The 14,732-nt window shown below is 65.9% G+C and carries 15 protein-coding genes and 1 pseudogene; 12 read left to right on the top strand and 4 right to left on the bottom strand.

Annotation, left to right across the window (positions count from 1 at the left end; translation table 11 throughout):
* Nucleotides 1–909 (bottom strand): annotated as a pseudogene (locus tag AC30QB_RS13170) (hypothetical protein); the annotation flags it as partial.
* A 405-nt stretch (nt 910–1,314) separates the two neighbouring features.
* Here AC30QB_RS13170 and AC30QB_RS13165 point away from each other — a divergent pair.
* The 3 genes from AC30QB_RS13165 to AC30QB_RS13155 all read left to right on the top strand — a co-directional run bounded on the left by AC30QB_RS13165 (nt 1,315) and on the right by AC30QB_RS13155 (nt 4,580).
* On the top strand, nt 1,315–1,932 hold the full coding sequence (locus AC30QB_RS13165; protein WP_489546678.1) for a hypothetical protein: 618 nt from the start codon (nt 1,315–1,317) through the stop codon (nt 1,930–1,932).
* A gap of 75 nt (nt 1,933–2,007) precedes the next feature.
* Complete coding sequence (locus AC30QB_RS13160) at nt 2,008–2,589, top strand: hypothetical protein (RefSeq protein WP_489546677.1); 582 nt, start codon at nt 2,008–2,010, stop codon at nt 2,587–2,589.
* Complete coding sequence (locus tag AC30QB_RS13155) at nt 2,586–4,580, top strand: hypothetical protein (protein WP_489546676.1); 1,995 nt, start codon at nt 2,586–2,588, stop codon at nt 4,578–4,580. Before AC30QB_RS13160 ends, AC30QB_RS13155 begins: the two co-directional genes overlap by 4 nt.
* 9 nt (nt 4,581–4,589) lie before the next feature.
* On the opposite strand, the gene AC30QB_RS13150 is transcribed toward AC30QB_RS13155, so the two are convergent.
* Genes AC30QB_RS13150 through AC30QB_RS13140 form a run of 3 tightly spaced genes read right to left on the bottom strand, consistent with a single transcriptional unit; the run spans nt 4,590 to nt 5,948 of the window.
* Nucleotides 4,590–5,048, bottom strand: a complete 459-nt coding sequence (locus tag AC30QB_RS13150) for a DUF3592 domain-containing protein (protein WP_489546675.1) — start codon at nt 5,046–5,048, stop codon at nt 4,590–4,592.
* A 58-nt stretch (nt 5,049–5,106) separates the two neighbouring features.
* Complete coding sequence (locus AC30QB_RS13145) at nt 5,107–5,763, bottom strand: S1C family serine protease (RefSeq protein WP_489546674.1); 657 nt, start codon at nt 5,761–5,763, stop codon at nt 5,107–5,109.
* Nucleotides 5,764–5,771: 8 nt separating this feature from the next.
* Nucleotides 5,772–5,948: a hypothetical protein gene (locus AC30QB_RS13140; protein WP_489546673.1), complete on the bottom strand. Its 177-nt coding sequence runs from the start codon at nt 5,946–5,948 to the stop codon at nt 5,772–5,774.
* Nucleotides 5,949–6,115: 167 nt separating this feature from the next.
* Between AC30QB_RS13140 and AC30QB_RS13135 the strand changes: the two genes are divergently transcribed.
* From AC30QB_RS13135 to AC30QB_RS13095, 9 genes are all read left to right on the top strand, one after another.
* A complete protein-coding gene (locus AC30QB_RS13135; protein ID WP_489546672.1) occupies nt 6,116–7,387 on the top strand; it encodes a glycosyltransferase WbuB in 1,272 nt (423 codons plus the stop codon).
* Between the two features lie 128 nt (nt 7,388–7,515).
* Nucleotides 7,516–7,932 carry a type II secretion system major pseudopilin GspG gene (gspG, locus tag AC30QB_RS13130; RefSeq protein ID WP_489546671.1) on the top strand — a complete coding sequence of 139 codons (417 nt, stop codon included), beginning with the start codon at nt 7,516–7,518 and terminating at the stop codon, nt 7,930–7,932.
* 27 nt (nt 7,933–7,959) lie between these two features.
* Nucleotides 7,960–9,153, top strand: a complete 1,194-nt coding sequence (locus AC30QB_RS13125) for a type II secretion system F family protein (protein WP_489546670.1) — start codon at nt 7,960–7,962, stop codon at nt 9,151–9,153.
* A complete protein-coding gene (locus AC30QB_RS13120) occupies nt 9,150–10,856 on the top strand; it encodes a GspE/PulE family protein (protein WP_489546669.1) in 1,707 nt (568 codons plus the stop codon). The genes AC30QB_RS13125 and AC30QB_RS13120 overlap by 4 nt, the downstream gene beginning before the upstream one ends.
* The gene (locus tag AC30QB_RS13115; protein ID WP_489546668.1) at nt 10,837–11,553 is read left to right on the top strand and encodes a hypothetical protein; all 717 of its coding nucleotides are present in this window, start codon (nt 10,837–10,839) and stop codon (nt 11,551–11,553) included. The genes AC30QB_RS13120 and AC30QB_RS13115 overlap by 20 nt, the downstream gene beginning before the upstream one ends.
* A complete protein-coding gene (locus AC30QB_RS13110) occupies nt 11,550–12,092 on the top strand; it encodes a hypothetical protein (RefSeq protein WP_489546667.1) in 543 nt (180 codons plus the stop codon). The genes AC30QB_RS13115 and AC30QB_RS13110 overlap by 4 nt, the downstream gene beginning before the upstream one ends.
* Complete coding sequence (locus AC30QB_RS13105; RefSeq protein ID WP_489546666.1) at nt 12,089–12,637, top strand: hypothetical protein; 549 nt, start codon at nt 12,089–12,091, stop codon at nt 12,635–12,637. Before AC30QB_RS13110 ends, AC30QB_RS13105 begins: the two co-directional genes overlap by 4 nt.
* An 8-nt stretch (nt 12,638–12,645) precedes the next feature.
* A complete protein-coding gene (locus AC30QB_RS13100) occupies nt 12,646–13,194 on the top strand; it encodes a hypothetical protein (protein ID WP_489546665.1) in 549 nt (182 codons plus the stop codon).
* A partial coding sequence (locus tag AC30QB_RS13095; protein ID WP_489546664.1) for a secretin N-terminal domain-containing protein occupies nt 13,191–14,732 on the top strand: 1,542 nt, incomplete at its 3' end. The genes AC30QB_RS13100 and AC30QB_RS13095, both read left to right, overlap by 4 nt.

The following is a 14,732-nucleotide window of genomic DNA, read 5'->3' as shown; positions in this document are numbered from 1 at the left end:
CGGGTTGAACGGGCCGGCGCGCTCCAGGTGGGCGGGCACGTAGTAGCTGCCCGTCGGGTGGTTGGCGGCCATCCACTTCATGGCTTCGACGGTCTTGTCGTGGCCGCGCGTGCCGTTGCCAGTGCCGCTGGCGGGGATCAGCTTCTGCGCGGTGGCATTCCAGCTCGGGTCGGCCGCGTTCAAGCTGCCGGGAACGGCGCAGTTCCAGTTGTTGCCGACGGCCGATCCGGTGGTGTTGCCGCGGCTGGTGTCGGTGTCACCGCGGTCAAAGCAGTACGACCACTGGGCCAGCGCCGTGGCACTGCCAGCGGGGGTGTAGCCAGGGGTGGTGGGCAGCGTGGCGTTGTCGAGCGAGGCCGGCATCTGGCCGGTGATGACCGACATGGACGAGTGCTCGTGGCCTGCGACCACAGACTCCAGGCCCATGAACAGCGGCAGGTCGCGGTAGGCCGCCAGGTACTCGATCAGCGGGTACTGGAATTCTTGAATTGTTTGCCAGCGCCACATGTTGCCGGTGCCGCCTACGCCGCCGCCGGTGCCCTTGATGTTGGCGGCGCCAACGCTGGCCGTCCAGCTGGTGGTGGGGCCTGCGCCGGTGTACGGATAAGCCGGGGTGCTCAGCGTGGCGTCTTCAGCCAAGGTGCAGTTGCGGTTGCCGTTGCCGCCGTGGCCGGCTTGCACGAACCAGTCGAGGCCCCAGGGCGTCTCGACTGTGTCAGTCACTTTCTTCACCAGCTTCTGCATCGAGATCACGCCGTCAGAGCAGGTGGTGTGGTTGTGAAAGTCGCCGGTGACGTACTTGCCCGCGGGCTTGCTGTTGGCGACCGTGGGGGCCACGCCCATGGCGGTTGCGCCGACCACGGCGATCGCGGCAAGCGCGACCTGACTCTTGGTGAATCGAATTTTCATAACACTCCTCGGTTTAGATTCGTTGCGCTGGGTAATCTGGACAGACCCGATGGAAATTCAGGGAAGAAATACCCAGAAAACCGTGGTTCGAGCGCGAACGTTAAAGGCCTGCAGTGACCCGGGAGTGAAGAAGCGAGTGCTTGGGGTAATCCGCTCAAGTAGCTCGATATAGCTATATCGCGAAGGCGGTGCACGCCCCTCCGGGTTGCTACCACCCACCCATTTGGGCCATGTTGGTTGTCAATCAATTGACACATGGCAGGCTCGGGTGGCGTCTGCCATTTTTCCGTCATGAAAAACAGCCGTTCGGGGCATTGCGGCAGTTTCGTCAAGAAACTCAAATGAGGCCAGATCACGTCCAGCCCGATTTATTTGATGGGCACTAATAAATCTTGGAGCCGCCTCATGAAATTGATTCCCACACTTATTGCAGCCGCTGGCCTTTGCGCCGCTGCCCCGGCATTTGCTGCCATGCTCACGGTCGATTTCGAAGGCGCGCCCAGCTTCGCGTCCATTGATAACTATTACAACGGGGGCGCTGGCGCCAACCTCGGCGTCAACTTCAGCCTGCCGGCACTGGCCCTGGCCAACGACGGCACAGGCAGCGGCCCCAACGGCGAGTTCTTCTCCAACGCGCCGACGCCGGGCACCGTGATGTTCGCCACCGACGTGGCCACCTACATGAACGTGGCCGCGGGCTTCGTGGGCGCGGTGAATTTCTACTACTCGTCGGCCGGTGGCTCCACCACGGTCAATGTGTACTCCGGCCTCAACGGCAGCGGCAGCCTGCTGGGCTCGATCAGCTTTGGCGAGAACTCCACCAACGCAGCCCCCTTCGACACCTGGTCGCTGGCGTCGGTGGCGTTCGGGGGCACTGGCCAGTCCATTTCCTTCGGCGACAACGTCAACGTGGCCTACGACAACGTCTCGGTCAACGCCGTGCCACTGCCTGCAGCGCTGTTGCTCTTCCCCTTCGGCCTTGCCGGCCTTGGGGTGGTGGCGCGCCGCAAGCGCGAAGCCTGAGCGAGCCCAGGGCGCTTGGCTGAGTGCCTCGGCGCTCATCAGGGTTCACATTAAAAAAAGAGGGAGGGAGAAGTGATGAGCAAGAGCTTGCATCGTTGGGCAGCGTGCGCCCTGTTGGGCGCGCTGGCCTGTGTGTCGACGGCCCAGGCGGCCATGGTCGAGTACACCGCCACGTCGCTGGGCGGTGACGCCTGGCGCTACGACTACACGCTGAACAACAGCGGCCCGGCATTGAGCTTCGATGAGTTCACCGTCTACTTCGATGCCCCCGGCGCAAGCGCACTCTCGGCGGCGGCCACGCCCGGTGGCTGGAGCAGCCTGGTCGTGCAACCCGACCCTCTGTTGCCCGATGCGGGGTTCTTCGATGCCCTGCACCTGTCGGGCAATGTGGCGGCGGGCAGCACCATCACCGGTTTCTCGGTGTTCTTCTCGTATCTCGCAGGCCTCACACCGGGTGCGCAGCGATTCGAACTGGTGACGTCTGAGCCCTTCCAGACCGTCTACAGCGGCCTCACGTCCTTGGCTACGCCATCGCCCGTGCCCTTGCCTGCCGGCTTCGCGCTGATGCTGTTCGGCCTGTGCAGCGGCGGTGCCTTCAGTCTGCGTGGCAAGCGCAGCACGCCTGCTCTCGCTGGCGCCGCAGGGGTGCAGCCATGATGGCCCGCAGCCGCTCCGTTTTCGCGGGCCTCGTGGCGGGCTTTGCCATGCTGGTCTCTGTGTTGCCAGGCGTGGCGCACGCCGCGGCCGAGGTCACGGGCCAGGAGCTGGTGAGCTCGGTGCGCGCAGGCCGCACCAGCTTCGACTACACCTACCGCATCACGGTGCGCAATGGCACACCGGCACTGGCGGCGGCACAGGCCCTGGTGGTGAGCAACTCGCCCGCCACGCAAGTGGTGAAAGGCTCGGTCGCGCTGGGTGACATTGCTGCGGGGGCCACGCTCACCAGCACCGACACCTTCACCATTCGCCAAGACCGCACCGCGCCGTTCAACCCGGCCTCGTTGATCTGGGTGGTGGCGGGCGGCGTGGTCGCGGGCCCGGCGTCGTTGGAGCTCAGCTTGTCAGAGCCCTTCGTGGCGCCTGACGGCAGCGTCTCGGTTTTGCCGGTGGTGCGCGACGGTGGCGGCAGGTTGCTGGACAACGCCGACTTGCAGCTCAACGTGGCAGTGGCGCCCGTGGGCACAGTCACCGGCAATGCGCCGGTGGTCAGTGGCCTGAGCGTGAGCTTCCCCAAGCTCGTCAAGCGGCTGCTGAACCAAGACATGACGGTCGACCCCGAGGGCGAGTACGCCGACGGCGACCCGACCGACCCCAACTACGGCCGAGAAACCGGCGGGCGCTACCGCGTCACCGTGTCCGTTGCGGGCACCTCTCTCACCGCCAGCAAAGAGGTGATGGTCTTGCCCAGCGGCACGGCTGCCGTCACGGTCAAGGCGAGTCAGTACGCCGGCCAGATGGAAAGCCTGCTGGCTGCTGCTGCGTTGGCCAGCCAGAACGGCGACGCTGCGGGTTTGGCGCAAGCGCGGGCTGCGTTGCAGGCGGTGAATGGCAACCATGACTATTCCAGTGCGGTGCTCGGCGCCACACAAGCGCTGGCGCCGCCCAACGGCTACCTGGTCACGCCGGCGCTGCTGGTCTCACGTGGCTTTGTGGCAGGGCCGCAAGACGCGCAGTTCGTGACAGCACTGAACACTCTGGTCACGCGCATACGCGGGGCGCGCGCGCAGGTGGAGGCCGTCAACGTCAACGCGCTCTCGCAAGAATCGATCGATGCGCTGCAGGCCGCGGCCGTGGCATACAAGCAGGCGCTCGTCGGCTTGCAGGCCTTGCAGCTGAGTGCACTGGGTGCGACCCAGCAGGAGGCTGCGATCAATCTTCAGGTGGGCACCGAGCTGCCCCTGCTGCTGGATGCCATCAAGCGCAAGTCGGGCGAGCTGCTGGCCACCGTGACCACCAGCAGCCTGCGCACGTCCACGCGGGTGGCGGGTCGGCCTTCGGGCCCTGCCGCGGCAGCCGGTTCACCACGCGCCATGTACGCCGGCGCGCAGCCGGTGCAGGTGTTCTCCTTCTTCTCGACCGCGTTTTCCATCTTCACCGACTTGTCGGGCACGGCGCGGGCCAACATCATCGAGCTCACGGTCACGCTGGTGAACAGCCTCATCAACATCACGGTCGCCAACGTGATCAACGAAAACAACCCGGGTGGCCTGTCGATCGACGCCTGCCTGGCGAGCTCGTCGCTGGCTTTCGTGTGCCCCAACTACCGGCCCAGCCTGGTGACGGGCTCAGGCTTCGGCCGCGATGCCAGCGCGGTGAAGGTGGCGCTGGTCGGCTGCATCGGCGGCGACCTCATTCGCAACCTGATGACACTGCGCCAACCCAAAGACATTGCGGCCGGCATACGCCTGATCAACAAGGTGGTGTCGATCACCAACTCGCTGCAGCAAGAAGGCGGTGTGGGCGCGGTGGTCACGCCCGACTTCATCGACGAAGACGACATCTTCGGTGGCGACCGCCTCTACTTCGGCAACGGCTGGCCGCGTGTGAACCAGGGTCGACTGCCTTGCGTAGGCATCGTGATCGTGATGAACCAGAAGACTGGCGGCGTCTCGGCGCTGAACCTCAACTTCCTGGGGCAGTGCGGCTGAGCCGGCCTGTCAGTGCGCAAGCGTCATGTCGGCCAGCATGATCGCGAGGCCCACCACGAAGGCCACAACACTCGCCCGCTTCAGCAGGTTCCAGGCATTTGGAAACCCCGTGTCCAGCACCGCTTCACGTGGGTCTGCGGGGTTGACGGCCACCTCAACCGTGGCGCCCACGGGGAAGCGTTTCAGCATCTTCTTCACATCGTCTTCGGTGCCCGGAAATGGGGTGCCTTCCGTGTGCTTGCTTGACGTGTACTGAGCACCCCCTACCGAGTAGCGAAACGCAAACTCGGCCAGGTTGATCGTGCCATCGTCGCCCGACCCGTCTCGTACGAAAGACTGGGTGATCGTGGCGTGCACCTTCGGCCAGGCTTGCATTTGCCGATAGGTGCTGACGCGCCTGGCCGCCTTGAGGCCCAGGGGTATCGAGCCGAGCAGCAAGGCGAAGCCGAATAGCGAAAGAGTGCGCATGGTGATTTTGTCGCGGGGTGTTTGAGGGGCTTTGGTATTCGTGGGGGGCAGCCCAGCCTCATTCTGCAGGCTTGACCCTCTGCGCCAGCATCTCCGCCAGCTCGGCCACCGGAACGGCGAAGCCTATGCCGAAGCCTGCCGGTATGGTGGCGTTGGCGATGCCGATCACCTGACCGGCCAGGTTCAGCACCGGCCCACCAGAGTTGCCCGGGTTCACCGCCGCGTTGAGTTGCATGCGCCGGGCCAACGCCTCCGGCACGAGCACGGCGCCGGGCAGGGCACTCACGATGCCGGTGGTGGCAGTGGGCTGCGTGCCGAAGGGGCAGCCCAGCACCAGAATCCACTCGCCCGGCATCGCGGCCTCTGTTGCCAAGGCCAGGCCTGGTATTGGGGCGCTGGCATCGATCTCCAGCAAGGCGAGGTCTTTGTCAGGATCGACCACCACCACGCGGGCGCGCCAGCGCTTCGATTCCCAATGCACCGTCGGCGCCGCCTGCAATGACGCCAAGGTGTGCGCCGCCGTGGCGATGAGGCTTGTGTTCGCCACGCGAAAGCCAGAGCCCAGCACGACGCTGTCATTGCCAATCCCCACCACGGCCGGCGCGCTTTGCCGCAGCGCGCGAACGAAGTCGGGCGTTTGTGCCGGGGGCGCCGCGGCGCACGCGCCCAGTGCCAGCGCCACCAAGGGCCCCAGCAGCGCTGAGACCAGAAGCAACAGCCTCCTCAAGACACACCGCTCAGGTCTATGCCCCACACGCGCGCCAGTGCGTTGATCAGCAAGGCGGCCATCAGGCAGACCACCAGGGCCAGCAGCTTGCGCTGTGGCCACATGCGCCAGACCGCCAAGCCGGCGGCAACAGACAAGAAGACGAGGGTGATCTCTTTCAGCACGAGGCTCATCGGCGAATCGTCTCCTGAATTGCGTTGCGGTGGTGGCGCAGCCCATGGCCCGTTCGGACTATGCCGATGCAAACGATGTGCTGTCAGAGGCGATCGGACTAGTCCGAGCGACATGCGTCAGTCACGACAGCCCGCGAACATCGGTCTAGAAACAGGAGAGAGGCCCCATGAAAATAGTGCTGCTGAGCATGAACTTTGCTCCCGAGTTGACCGGCATCGGCAAGTACTCTGGCGAAATGGCAGACGACCTGGTGGCGCGTGGCCACGAAGTGCGGGTGGTGTGCGCCCCTCCGTATTACCCGACTTGGCGTGTGCAGCCAGGCTATTCGGGTGGCCACTATCAAGTCGAACACCCCCGGCCGGGCCTCACGGTCTATCGCTGCCCGGTGTGGATCCCCAAGCGCCTGGGTGGCCTCAAGCGGCTGCTGCATCTGGCGAGCTTTGCGCTGTCCAGCTTGCCCGTGCTCTTGCGCCTGGTGTTTTGGCAGCCGCGCGTCGTCTTCGCAGTAGCGCCTGCGCTCTTTTGCGCGCCTGCGGCCTGGCTCACGGCGCGTCTGGCCGGTGCCAAGGCATGGCTGCACATACAAGACCTGGAGATCGATGCAGCGTTCGAGTTGGGCATGCTGAAAAAGCCATTCGCGCGCCGCTGTGCGCTGGCCGCCGAGCGCTTCCTCATGCGCCGCTTCGATGCCGTGTCCACCATCTCTAGCCGCATGTTGCGCAAGCTGGCGGCCAAGGGCGTGCCTCTGCAAGACACCGAGATGCTGCCCAACTGGGTCGACCTGGCCGCCGTGCGGCCCACCGACATGTCGCAGGCGCTGCGCCAGTCGCTCAACATCTCTGCTTCGCAGGTGGTGTGCCTCTTCTCCGGCACCATCAACCGCAAGCAGGGCCTGGGCGTGCTGATCGAGACGGCTCGTTTGCTGAAAGACGAATCGAACGTGGTGTTCGTGATCTGTGGCAACGGCGAAGTGCGGCCAGACCTCGAAGCTTCGGCCGCCGATCTCGGCAACATCCGCTTCATGGACCTGCAACCCCTGTCGGCCCTCAATGCCTTGCTCAACATGGCCGACGTCCACCTGCTGCCGCAGTTGCGGGGCGCGGCTGATCTGGTGATGCCTTCTAAGCTCGCGGGCATGCTCGCCAGCGGCCGGCCAGTGATCGCAGCCGCCATTCCCGGCACTGAGATCGCCTCGATCGTCGAAGGCTGCGGCGTCGTCACCGAGCCTGAGTGCGCGCACGGGTTTGCGAGTGCCATTGCTGGCCTGAGTGCCGACACGGCGCGACGACAACGCCTGGGCGCTGCGGGCCGCGCCTACGCCGAGCGGGTGCTCGATTCGCAGAAGATCTTCGATCGGCTCGACGCTCGAATCGAAGCGTTCGGCCGCCGCGGCGTGTCGCACGCGCCAGCAGCCTCTGCTGAGAAAGTCGCGCAATAAACAAGAGGCGGTGATCGAAGCTGGGCGTGCAACACGCGCCGGGCCGTGGTGGCGCCAGCGCCTCTTCACCACCACGTCACATTCGCTGCGCACACTGCGTTTTTCCCAACGCCCGAGACGCATCCGCCATGAAGTTTGTTCGCCAGCGCCGCGGATTCACGCTGCTTGAACTGCTGGTGGTGATGGTCATCATCGGCCTGCTCGCCGCCTACGTGGGCCCCAAGTACTTCGCGCAAATCGGCAAGTCTGAAGTCAAGACCACCAAGGCACAGATTGTTGCTTTCGAAAAAGCACTGCAGCAATTTCGTGTTGACGTGGGCCGCTACCCGACCACCGAGCAAGGCTTACAGGCCCTGCTGACCAAGCCTGCGAACATCAGCAAATGGGACGGCCCCTACCTGGAGAAGGCGCTGCCCATGGACCCCTGGGGCCAGCCTTATGTCTTCGTGTCTCCGGGTGAGCATGGCGACGTCGACATCAGCTCCTTGGGCCGCGACGGCCGCCCCGGTGGCGACGGGCTCGACGCTGACATCACCAGCTGGTGAGCGGCCGCACGCACGCGCCGAGTGACCATGCAATACGCCGTCAAGGCAGTGCGCCACATGCAATCGGTTTCCATCATGCTGGAGGCAGCCGACCCGAAAGATGCGCGCCTACAGGCTGAGTCGCAAGGCTATGCGGTGGTGGCGGTCAAGCTTGCGGCCGCCAGGCGCGGCCTCGGGCTCGGGTTCAGGCGAGCGCCGGCGTTTCCGCTGCTGCACTTCAACCAGAGCTTGCTGATCCTGCTGAAGGCCGGGCTTTCGGTGGTCGAGGTCATCGAGACGCTGGCCGACCGCGAAACGCGAGCCGACGCCAAGCAGGTGCTGACCAAGCTGATGGAGCAGCTGAAGGTGGGCCTGTCGTTTTCGGCCGCGCTCGAAGCGCAGCCAGCTGTCTTTCCGCCGCTCTACGTGGCCAGCGTGCGCGCGAACGAACGCACTGGCGCTCTCATCGAGGCCATCGAGCGCTTCGTGCAGTACCGCGCGCAGTCTGACCACATGCGCAAGCGCGTGATTGGCGCCGCCATCTACCCCGCCATGATCCTCGGCGTGGGCACGCTGGTCATCGCCTTCTTGCTGCTCTATGTGGTGCCGCGCTTTAGCCAGGTGTTTCAAGACATGGGCGAGCGCATCCCCCCCATGTCGCGCCTGTTGTTGCAGTGGGGGCAGTTCGCCCATGCCCACGGCCAGCAGCTGCTCGTGGGCGGCGCATTGGCAATGGCCGGTTTGATCTACGCATTGACACGCGAGTCGGTGCGGTTTGCGGCGGCGCGGCTGATCCAGCGCATCCCACGCGTCGGCGAGTACGTGCGGGTCTATCAGCTGGCCCGCTTCTACCGCGCGCTCGGCATGCTGCAGCAGGCCGGCATGCCCATCGTGGTCGCGCTCGACCTGGTGGTGGGCCTGCTGCCGGTCAACCTGCACCCGGCGCTTGCCGCCGCGCGGCGCGACATAGGCGAAGGGCGCTCGATCTCCGCCGCTTTCGAAACCCATGGCCTCACCACCGCCGTGTCGCTGCGCCTGCTGCGCGCGGCCGAGCGCACCGGCCAGATGGGCGAGATGCTGGAGCGCACCGCCGGCTTCCATGAAGAAGACATCTCTCAGGCCATCGAGTGGTTCATCCGCCTCTTCGAGCCCTTGTTGATGATGGCCATCGGCATCGTCATCGGCATCGTGGTGCTGCTGATGTACGCGCCTATCTTCGAGCTGGCGGGGAGCGTGCAATGAACGCCTTCACCGAGCAGCATGTGCAGGGCGAGCTGGCCACCCAGATGCTCACACCGGCCATCGTGCGGGCGGCGCGCCTCAAGGCGCGCGGCCAGCAGCGCAGCGCCACCGCGGTGCTCGAAGAAGAGCTGGCGCTGGCGCCCGAGATGCTGATGCAAGCCCTGGGCGGCGCGCTGGGCTACCGCGTGCTCGACAGCCACGGCCTGCTCGCGCTAGTCCCCGCTTTCGACCTGCTGGGCTATGCCGAAGCGGTGAAGCGGGGCTGCCTGGCCTTCCGCGAAAGCGGCCAGGTGGTACTGGTCGTGTCCGACCCGTTCGACGATGCCCTGCAGGCCTGGTACGCAGAGCGCATGCCCTGTGGCTACGAGTTGCGCCTGGCGCAGTCGGCCGACATCGTCGCCTTCCTGTCGCGCCACGAAGACTCCATGCGTGCCATCGACACCGCCTTGCCGGCGAGCGAGAGCACGGCCACCAGCAGCACCGATCTCGAAGACCTGTCGATACGCTCGATCGGCGAAGGCACCAGCGTGGTGGTGAAGCTGGTGCACTCCACGCTGTACGACGCGCTCAAGAGCGGCGTGAGCGACATCCACATCGAAAGCCACTTGAGTGGCCTGGTGATCAAGTACCGGCTCGACGGCACGCTCACGCAGGTGGGCGCCATCGAAGGGCGCGAGCTGGCCGAGCAGGTGCTGTCGCGTTTGAAGGTGATGTCCGAGCTCGACATCGCCGAGCGGCGTGTGCCGCAAGACGGGCGTTTTCGCGTGCGCGCACTGGGCCGCGAGATCGACTTTCGCGTGTCCATCATGCCCAGCATCCACGGCGAAGACGCGGTGGTGCGCGTGCTCGACAAGCGCTCGCTGGCCGACCAGGTGTCCGGCCTGCGGCTCGACGTGCTGGGCTTCGACGAGGCCACGCTGCTCGCCTTTAGACGCATGGCGCGTGACCCCTATGGCCTGCTGCTGGTAACCGGCCCGACCGGCAGCGGCAAGACCACCACGCTTTATGCCGCCATCTCCGAGATCAACCATGGGCACGACAAGATCATCACCATCGAAGACCCGGTGGAGTACCAGCTGGCGGGTGTGCTGCAGATCCCGGTCAACGAGAAGAAGGGGCTCACCTTCGCGCGCGGTCTGCGATCCATCTTGCGGCACGACCCCGACAAAATCATGGTGGGTGAGATTCGCGACCCCGAGACCGCGCAGATCGCCATTCAGGCGGCACTTACCGGCCACCTGGTGTTGTCGACGGTGCACGCCAACAACGTGTTCGACGTGATCGGCCGCTTCACCCACATGGACGTCGACCCCTACAGCTTTGTCTCCGCCCTCACCGGCGTGCTGGCCCAGCGCCTGCTGCGGGTGAACTGCCTGCATTGCAGCGAGCCGGTCAGCTTGAGCCCTGAGGTCTTGCGCGAGTCGCTGATCGACCCGGCCTGCGTGGAAGGTCGTGTGCTGAAAGCCGGGCGCGGCTGCGGCAAGTGCCGCGGCACCGGCTTCAAGGGGCGCAAGGCCGTCGGCGAGCTGCTGCTGCTAGACGACGCCTTGCGCGAGCTGATCGTGGCGCGTGCGCCCGTGCGGCAGATCAAAGAAGCGGCACGCAAAAACGGCACCCGCTTTCTGCGCGATGCCGCGGTCGACCTGCTGTTAGATGGCCACACCACACTTGAAGAGGTCAACCGTGTCACGCTGGTTTCCTGAACCCACCTTGCTGTGGCTGCGGCCGCAAAAAGCCCAGCTCAGCCTCGACGCCTTCGAGGGCGAGCTGGACCGCATGGCGCTGCGGCGCGGTGCACGCCTCACCTGCGTGGTGGCGGGCGAGGGCGTGCGCTACCGCATCGTGCCGTGGAGCGACGAGCTTTCGAGCCCGCAGCAGCGGCAGGTTTTCGTCAGGCACTGCTTCACCGAGACCTTCGGCGAGGCGGCGCACGACTGGACGGTGCGCGCCCACCCCACCCACCACGGTGCGGCAACCTTGGCCTGCGCCATCGACACCACGGTGCTCGACCGACTGGGCGCGCTGGCGCAGGCCCGCCACCTGAGCTTGGTGAGCGTGCAACCCTCGCTCACGCACGCCTACAACCAGCTGCGCCGGCACATCGAGGCCAGCTTGTTCTGGTTCGTCTGGATCGACGGGCCGTGGACCACGCTGCTGCTGGTGTCACAGCGTGAACCCTTGCATGTGAAGCGCGTGCCCAGCGGCAGCGGCGAGCTGGCCCATTTGCTCGACCGCGAGTGGTTTCTGATCGGTACCGAAGAGCCACGCTGCCCGGTGTATGTTGCCCGTGGCGCGTCGGCCGAGCCGGTGCCCGTGCGTGCGAGCGCTGCAGACGCCGGCAGCAGCTGGCAGGTCGTCGATCTGCCGTGCGTGCCCGACCGCATGGAAACCCTGCAGTGACGCCACCCCGTTTGCAGCTGGACTTTCGCCGGCCACCCGCCACCGCGGCCCGGTGGGCAGGCTGGGCGATGCTGGCGGTGGCCGCTGTGGCCGCCGCCGCCGTTGGTGACGGCTTGGCCGATGCCACCCAGCGCCATGCCGAAGCGCAAAGCCGCTTTGACAAGCTCAGCCAGCGCCTGAACGCCAAGGCACCGCGCCGCGTGGCGGTGGCTCCCGACCCGCTCACCTTGGCGAGCGTTCAACGTGCCAACGCGGTGATCGACCAACTCACGGTGCCCTGGGATGAACTGTTCGACGCGGTGGAGACCGCCGACGCGCGCGGCCTGGCCGTGCTCTCGCTGACACCCAACGCCCGCGAGCGCAGCCTGCGCCTGGCCGGCGAGTCGCGCTCGATGGACGAGCTGCTGGCCTACGTGGGCCGCGTGGCCGCGCAGCCTTCGCTCAGCCAGGTGCATCTGCAGGGCTACAACACCGTGCAACGCGAAGGTGTGCCGGTGCTGGCGTTCACGCTGGCGGCACGCTGGGTGCAGCAGCCATGAAGCGCTTGCGCTGGGAGCTGATGAATGGCCTGCGCGGCATCGGCCTGCCTGGCTGGGTGGCGCTGGGCCTGGTGCTGCTGTGCGCCGCGGGCTGGTGGGCTGCGGCTGCTCCACTGAGCGAAGACGCAGGCCGCCTCGATGTGCGCAGCGCTGCGCTCGAGCAGCGTCTCAGCGGGCGCGGTGCGGCAGATGCGCCCAGTGGGCTTACGCCGCAGCAGCAGTTGACCGAATTCGAGCGCCGCTTCTCTGATGAGAAGAGCCTCAACACCTCGCTCGCGCGGCTGCATGCGGCGGCCAAGCGGCAGGGCGTGCAGCTGTCACAGGCCGAGTTCAAGCTGACGAGCGAGGCGCGCGAACCGCTGGCGCGCTACACGATCGTGCTGCCGGTCAAGGCCGACTACCGTGCATTGCGGCAATTCACGCGCGATGCGTTGCACGAGCTGCCGGGCTTGGCGATGGAAGAGGTGAACCTGCGGCGCCACGACGCCAGGTCCACCGTGCTGGAGGCGCAGCTGCGCTTCGTGCTGTTTGTGACCCAACACTGATGGCTGCGATGAGCCCTACCCGAAAGCGCATTGCGATGCTCATCGTCGCGGTGGGCGGCGCCTTGCTGGTGCAGCGCGTGGTGGCGCTGGCGAGCGATGACGCGGGTGAGGTCATCGGCGTCGCCAAGACCCAGCGCGCGCGCAACGAGACCCCCAGCGAAAGGTCGGCCGCACCGGCGGCCGCAGCCTCCGCAGCCGCGACCAGCGTGCAGCTGGACCGCCTGGCCACTCGCCGCGCGCCAGCATCAAGCCCTGCAGGTCAATCGACCGCGGTGCTGTTCGACAACGTCTCGTGGCTGCCGCCGCCGCCCAAGGTCGCTGCCGCACCTCCGCCCAAGCCTGTGGCGCCGCCGTTCCCGTATGCCTATATCGGTGGCCTGTCTGAAGACGGCGTGCGCACCTCGTTCTTCCAGCAAGGCGAGCGCGTGCTGCCGGTCAAGGCAGGCGACACCGTTGATGCGGCCTATCGCGTCGACCTCATGACAGAAAAGAAAATGACCCTGACCTACCTGCCGCTCAATGAAACGCTTGATGTCGCACTCGGAGGCGGGCGATGAACCGGCGGCTGCTGGCGCTGGCAATCAGCTTGGCGATGCTGCTCGCCGCCTGCGCGCCCGGCCGCGAGTTTGTGCGCAACGGCCAACAAATGATCGACGAGGGCAAGCTCGAAGAAGGCCTGAAGCAGATCGAGAAGGGCATCCTCCTGGAGCCCGAGAACCGCGAGTACCGCATGCTGGTGATTCGCCAACGCGACACGCAGGTCGGTGCGCTGCTCGCGCGTGCCGATGCCCAGCGCAATGCCGACAGGTTCGAAGACGCTGCAGCGCTGTACCGGCGCGTGCTGGGGCTCGATGCCAACAACATCCGAGCGCGCACCGGGCTTGATGCCGTTGAAGCGCTGCGCGGGCAGCAGCAGCGCATAGACGAAGTGCAAGCCTTGATGGCGCAGGCCCGGCTCGACGAGGCCGACCAGCGGCTGCGCAAGGTGCTGGCCGAGAACCCCACGCACCCGCGGGCGCTCAAGCTGAAGCAGCAGTTGGACGAGCAGGCTGGCCGCGTGGCGGAGCTGGCAGCGCCCGTGTTGAAACCGTCCTTGCGCAAGCCCGTGTCGCTCGACTTCCGAGAGGCCAACCTGAAGTCGGTGTTCGATGCGCTGTCACGCACCACCGGCGTCAATTTCGTGTTCGACCGCGAGGTCAAGCCTGACATCAAGGTCACGCTGTCGGTGGCCAACATCAGCATCGAAGACGTGATCAGCGTGCTCGCCGCCACCAACCAGCTCGAGCGCAAGACGCTCAACGAGAACACCGTGCTGATCTATCCCAACACACCGGCCAAGCAGAAAGAGTACCTGGAGCTGGCGGTGAAAACCTTCTACCTGTCCAACGCCGATGCGAAGACGGTCTTCACGCTGCTCAAGACCGTGCTCAAGACCCGCGACATGTATGCCGACGAGAAGCTCAACAGCCTGACCATTCGCGACAGCGTCGACGCCTTGCGCCTGGCCGAGAAGGTGATTGCGGGGCAAGACCTGGCTGAGCCCGAGGTGATGCTGGAGGTGGAGGTGCTGGAGATCAAGCGCTCGCGCCTGCTGGAGATCGGCATCGACCCGCCGGGCAAGTTCACCCTGCTCAACATCGTGCCCAACCCGTCGACCGTGGTGAGCAACGGCGGCGGTTCCACCACCGTCGTCAACAACACGCTCACCACCACCCAGCTCACGCTCGACCGCCTGCGCAACGTGGCCGCCTCCAGCATCGGCATCGACAACCCTTCGCTCAACCTGCGGGCTGAAAACGGTGACACCAACATCCTCGCCAACCCGCGCATCCGTGCCAAGAACCACGAGAAGGCGCGCATCATGATTGGTGACCGCGTGCCGGTGATCACCACCACATCGACGCCCAATGTGGGCGTGTCTGAATCGGTGAGCTACCTCGATGTGGGCCTGAAGCTCGAAGTCGAGCCCAGCGTGTACCTCGACAACGAAGTGGGCATCAAGGTCAACCTGGAGGTGAGCAACATCGTGCGCGAAGTGCGCAGCCGCTCGGGCACGCTGACCTACCAGATCGGCACGCGCCTCGCGACCACCGCG

It is taken from the genome of Rhizobacter sp. (assembly GCF_046595475.1).
Taxonomy (GTDB): domain Bacteria; phylum Pseudomonadota; class Gammaproteobacteria; order Burkholderiales; family Burkholderiaceae_C; genus Rhizobacter.
Note: the sequence above shows the minus strand (reverse complement) of the source record. Positions and strands in the feature narration are given on the sequence as shown.

Coding starts and splice junctions, on each gene's coding strand:
- AC30QB_RS13160 (WP_489546677.1), top strand. CDS start 2,008: ATGAGCAAGAGCTTGCATCGTTGGGCAGCGTGCGCCCTGTTGGGCGCG.
- AC30QB_RS13155 (WP_489546676.1), top strand. CDS start 2,586: ATGATGGCCCGCAGCCGCTCCGTTTTCGCGGGCCTCGTGGCGGGCTTT.
- gspG (WP_489546671.1), top strand. CDS start 7,516: ATGAAGTTTGTTCGCCAGCGCCGCGGATTCACGCTGCTTGAACTGCTG.
- AC30QB_RS13105 (WP_489546666.1), top strand. CDS start 12,089: ATGAAGCGCTTGCGCTGGGAGCTGATGAATGGCCTGCGCGGCATCGGC.
- AC30QB_RS13100 (WP_489546665.1), top strand. CDS start 12,646: ATGAGCCCTACCCGAAAGCGCATTGCGATGCTCATCGTCGCGGTGGGC.
- AC30QB_RS13140 (WP_489546673.1), bottom strand. CDS start 5,948: ATGAGCCTCGTGCTGAAAGAGATCACCCTCGTCTTCTTGTCTGTTGCC.
- AC30QB_RS13150 (WP_489546675.1), bottom strand. CDS start 5,048: ATGCGCACTCTTTCGCTATTCGGCTTCGCCTTGCTGCTCGGCTCGATA.
- AC30QB_RS13165 (WP_489546678.1), top strand. CDS start 1,315: ATGAAATTGATTCCCACACTTATTGCAGCCGCTGGCCTTTGCGCCGCT.
- AC30QB_RS13120 (WP_489546669.1), top strand. CDS start 9,150: ATGAACGCCTTCACCGAGCAGCATGTGCAGGGCGAGCTGGCCACCCAG.
- AC30QB_RS13135 (WP_489546672.1), top strand. CDS start 6,116: ATGAAAATAGTGCTGCTGAGCATGAACTTTGCTCCCGAGTTGACCGGC.
- AC30QB_RS13125 (WP_489546670.1), top strand. CDS start 7,960: ATGCAATACGCCGTCAAGGCAGTGCGCCACATGCAATCGGTTTCCATC.